The sequence below is a fragment of the Intestinibacter sp. genome, assembly GCF_051866655.1.
Lineage (GTDB): Bacteria > Bacillota > Clostridia > Peptostreptococcales > Peptostreptococcaceae > Intestinibacter.
Genome location: NZ_JBJDXL010000280.1, coordinates 1 through 4,038, shown reverse-complemented (window position 1 = coordinate 4,038; position 4,038 = coordinate 1). Strand labels below are relative to the sequence as shown.

The window sequence follows — 4,038 nt, the reverse complement described above, 5'->3', positions numbered from 1 at the left end:
TTTCTTCATCGAAATAATGTGAAGTATCACAAAATATTACCGCCTCTAAGGCAAATTTTTTTGCAATTTTTATGCTCTCCTTTATTACTGGACATCCATCTGCATCTATTAATATTCTCATAATTTAATCACTCTCTTTTCATTATTATATTATTTACAAGTTTGACGCACTTATTAAATTTTGTAAGGTAATCTCCCTCTATGTATTCAAATTTCTTTCCATGTGATTTGTAAATATCAGCTATCATATCACGGTACTTCTCACGATTATCCCTAATCTCCTCGCTACGATCTCCATCTTGTACCCACTTTACATCAGGAGCAAGGAATAAAATCAAATCGTATCTATTTATCGCATCAATTGCATCAGACAGCTTAATATTTAATTCATCTCCCTCAAGGAATTTTAAAAAAAATTGGGTAATAAGGCAATCTGTATCACAAAAAAGAACTTTGTTACTATGCTCAATTGCCTTTATTTCATTGAGTTTTTGTACAAGAAGAATTTCAGTAAAATCCTCATTCAACATCATTGTATCTGTTCCAGATTTCTCTGACAACTCTCTGCCAGCTTCTTCTATAAAATTTGTATTAAAATAATTAGCAAGATTTACTGTCATCACTGATTTTCCCGAACTCTCCACTCCAATTATAAGAACTTTTTTCACATAATGAGGTCTTACAAAGTTCGGCAACCAGTCCCAATGCCCATAAACGTCCTTTCTAATTTCTGTAGAGTTAATTTCATCTCTCTCAAATACGTAAAATTCACTGTCTGGGTAATTAACATTCCAAAAGCTGTTCTCATCATAATCTGAACCACAGAACACAATGTCTATATGTTCTCCAATCTGTTTTTTTATATATTCTGAATCAGACTTTGATGCCTCAAGAGTGTAATCATTTTTTGTCGCACAACTATCACTAATTGTAAGGATTTTTACATTACCAATATGCTTAGTTGCTTGATATAACCATCTATAACGAACTTTATAATCCACCTCTTCCCTTTTCATCCCTATACTTAAAATCACATAAAGCTTTTCACACATACATGCCGCCTTAATAATACACTCAAGATGTCCATTGTGCATAGGATTAAAAGATCCACCATACATTCCTACTTTATACATTTTATCACCTCACATAAAAACTAAGTTTATTTTGTATCTTTATTCCACTTTACAAGCATAATAATTGCATTGACTAAATAAACTGACCACATTAATACTGTTGCCATATCACCTGTGCCATTAATAAATGCATAAACCCACATAATAACTGTCACAACGTCTACAATTACCCAAAGTACCCACTGTTCCATATATCTCTTTACACAAAGAATCTGAGCAAAAATCGAAAAAACAGTACTCATTGCATCAATAAAAGGTAATGTTCCATCAATAAGTCTAAGAATAAATCCGTATCCTACTGTTCCAGCAGCTACACAAAAGTAAGCAATAATACTACCCTTAAATGAAAGTCTCTTCTTTATAACTTCTTCTGTTTCTTCATTTATATTCTTAGACCACATGTACATACCAACAAAGTTCATAGGAACATAGTAGATAAGGTTCAGCATTACTTCTCCCCAGTATCTCGCTTTCCATGCCACAATCGCATATAAAACTGTATTAATTGTGCCAAACCAGAAGCTTGAAAGTTTTCCCTTACCAGTTAAGATAACACACCAGATACCTGTAAGCGCTGCAAAAATACCAATCGCTGTATCCTTCCAATAAATAGAAACACCTAAAACTACTGCTGTGGCAATTGCAATCCAAAGTATCTCCCATTTCTTCCATCCAATAAATTCTTTTCTTAATACTTCTTTTAATTTGTTCATAATTCTTCCCCCTTTATATTCTTAGTTCTTTTATGTTACTAAGTATTTTTAAAAAAATATTTAGTATTTCAAGTGGCAAATTTTAATCTACCACCTTTTATCTTAGTTTATTTTTGTTACTAAGTTTATTAATTAAATAATAGTTTATTCTTTGATTAAAGTCAACTATTTTTTTATTTTAAATATTTTTAAAAATTAATTACTTGTAAAGTGGTGTATAATTAAAATGTTATAAATTTAGATAATAGGAGAAAGATTATGAAATTACGAATCAATAAAATAGATAACGAAAATATTTCAAATTTAAAAATTGATTGTGAAAACTGTTTTGGACTTTGTTGTGTTGCTTTATTTTTTTCAAAATCAGATGGATTTCCCCAAGATAAAATAGCAGGAAAACCTTGTATAAACCTACAACCAGATTTTAAATGTTCTGTACACAAGAACCTTAGAAAAAAGAGGTTAAAGGGTTGTATGTCATACGATTGTTTTGGAGCAGGTCAAAAAGTAGCACAGGTAACATTTAAAGGGCATGATTGGACAAAATCACCTGATATAGCAAATAAAATGTTTGACGCATTTTTAATAATTAGACAGCTACACGAAATGCTATGGTATCTTATGGATGCATCGACTTTTATATCAAATGACAATATAAAAAATGAATTAAATTCTGTTATTGCAGAAACAGAAAAACTTACAAGGTTGGACCAACAATCAATCATAAATATAGATATTGATAAACATAGAATTAAAGTTAATCGTATTTTAAAGCAAGTGAACGAATTTGTAAAAAAGAAAGTATCTGATGAAAAAATAAAAAATTCAAAAAATAAAAAAGCTTTAAAAGAAGGATATGATTTTATAGGGAGAGATCTAACAAATACAAATTTAATTGGGGCTAATTTTGCAGGAGCATTACTTATAGCGTCTAATATGAAGGATACAAATCTGAAAGGAGCTAACTTAATAGGTGCAGACTTAAGGGATGCAGATATTAGAGGAGCTAATCTTGAGGATTCAATGTTTTTAACTCAATCTCAGGTTAATACAGCTAGAGGTAATTCTAGAACAAAGCTCCCAAAATCATTGAGCATGCCATATTATTGGGAAAAGTAATTGCTATAAAAATAACCATACCTTATTATCTGAGATAGTTTTAGTTACAAGGTATGGTTATTTATTCTTTATTCTTTATATTCTACACAGCTTCGTCGTCTTCATCTTCAAATTGAGAGTTATATAGATTAGTATAGAATCCATTTTGAGCTAATAACTCTTCATGTGTTCCTTGTTCTATTATATCCCCTTCATTTAAGACTAATATTAAATCTGCATTTTTTATAGTAGATAATCTATGAGCTATTATAAAGCTTGTTCTGCCCTTCATTAGGTTATCCATAGCCTTTTGGATTAATATTTCAGTTCTTGTGTCTACAGAGCTTGTAGCCTCATCTAGTATTAATATTTCAGGGTCTGCAAGTATTGCACGAGCTATTGTCAATAATTGCTTTTGACCTTGTGATACGTTGCTGGCTTCTTCGTTTAATATCATATTGTAACCAGCTGGTAAAGTCTTTATAAAATGATCTACGTGAGCTGCTTTTGCTGCCTTCATTATTTGTTCATCAGTTGCATCTAGCTTACCGTATTTTATGTTGTCCTTTATGCTACCACTAAATAGCCATGTATCTTGAAGCACCATCCCAAAACGAGTTCTAAGCTCTTGTCTATTGTAGTCTTTTATATTTTTGCCGTCTACTAAGATTTCACCACTATCTACATCGTAAAATCTCATAAGTAATTTAATTATTGTAGTTTTTCCAGCTCCTGTTGGTCCTACTATAGCGATTTTTTGACCTGGCTTAACTTTTGCAGTAAAATCTTTTATTATTGTCTTACCTTCATCGTAACCAAATTTTACATGGTCGAATACTACCTCTCCATGAGCTTCGTTACTCTTTATAGATTCATTTCCAGTCACAGGTTCTTCCTCTTCTTCTAAGAACTCAAATACCCTTTCAGCAGCTGCAGCTGTAGATTGTAATTGGTTTGATATTTGAGCAATTTGATTTAGCGGTTGGTTAAACTGTCTAACGTATTGTATAAAAGATTGTATATCCCCGACCTCTATAGAATTTTTAATTACTAAAAATCCCCCTAATATAGATATCAAAACATATCCTAAATTA

General features: G+C 31.2%; 4 protein-coding genes. 1 reads left to right on the top strand and 3 read right to left on the bottom strand.

What is annotated here, in order from left to right; all coding sequences use genetic code 11:
* Window positions 1-128 precede the first annotated feature (128 nt).
* Together ACI3VO_RS08350 and pnuC are read right to left on the bottom strand one after the other, a co-directional pair.
* Window positions 129-1,133 carry an AAA family ATPase gene (locus tag ACI3VO_RS08350; RefSeq protein ID WP_439757474.1) on the bottom strand — a complete coding sequence of 335 codons (1,005 nt, stop codon included), beginning with the start codon at window positions 1,131-1,133 and terminating at the stop codon, window positions 129-131.
* 26 nt (window positions 1,134-1,159) lie between these two features.
* Window positions 1,160-1,846 (bottom strand): nicotinamide riboside transporter PnuC, encoded by a 687-nt coding sequence (gene pnuC / locus ACI3VO_RS08345; protein ID WP_439757473.1) that lies wholly within the window; start codon window positions 1,844-1,846, stop codon window positions 1,160-1,162.
* 258 nt (window positions 1,847-2,104) lie between these two features.
* Between pnuC and ACI3VO_RS08340 the strand changes: the two genes are divergently transcribed.
* The gene (locus ACI3VO_RS08340; RefSeq protein ID WP_439757472.1) at window positions 2,105-2,965 is read left to right on the top strand and encodes a pentapeptide repeat-containing protein; all 861 of its coding nucleotides are present in this window, start codon (window positions 2,105-2,107) and stop codon (window positions 2,963-2,965) included.
* An 82-nt stretch (window positions 2,966-3,047) separates the two neighbouring features.
* On the opposite strand, the gene ACI3VO_RS08335 is transcribed toward ACI3VO_RS08340, so the two are convergent.
* Window positions 3,048-4,038, bottom strand: a 991-nt coding sequence (locus ACI3VO_RS08335) for an ABC transporter ATP-binding protein (RefSeq protein ID WP_439757471.1), incomplete at its 5' end; no start/stop codon positions are given.

Excerpts from the sequence above, each read along its gene's own strand:
- ACI3VO_RS08350 (WP_439757474.1), bottom strand. The coding sequence starts at position 1,133 with ATGTATAAAGTAGGAATGTATGGTGGATCTTTTAATCCTATGCACAAT.
- pnuC (WP_439757473.1), bottom strand. The coding sequence starts at position 1,846 with ATGAACAAATTAAAAGAAGTATTAAGAAAAGAATTTATTGGATGGAAG.
- ACI3VO_RS08340 (WP_439757472.1), top strand. The coding sequence starts at position 2,105 with ATGAAATTACGAATCAATAAAATAGATAACGAAAATATTTCAAATTTA.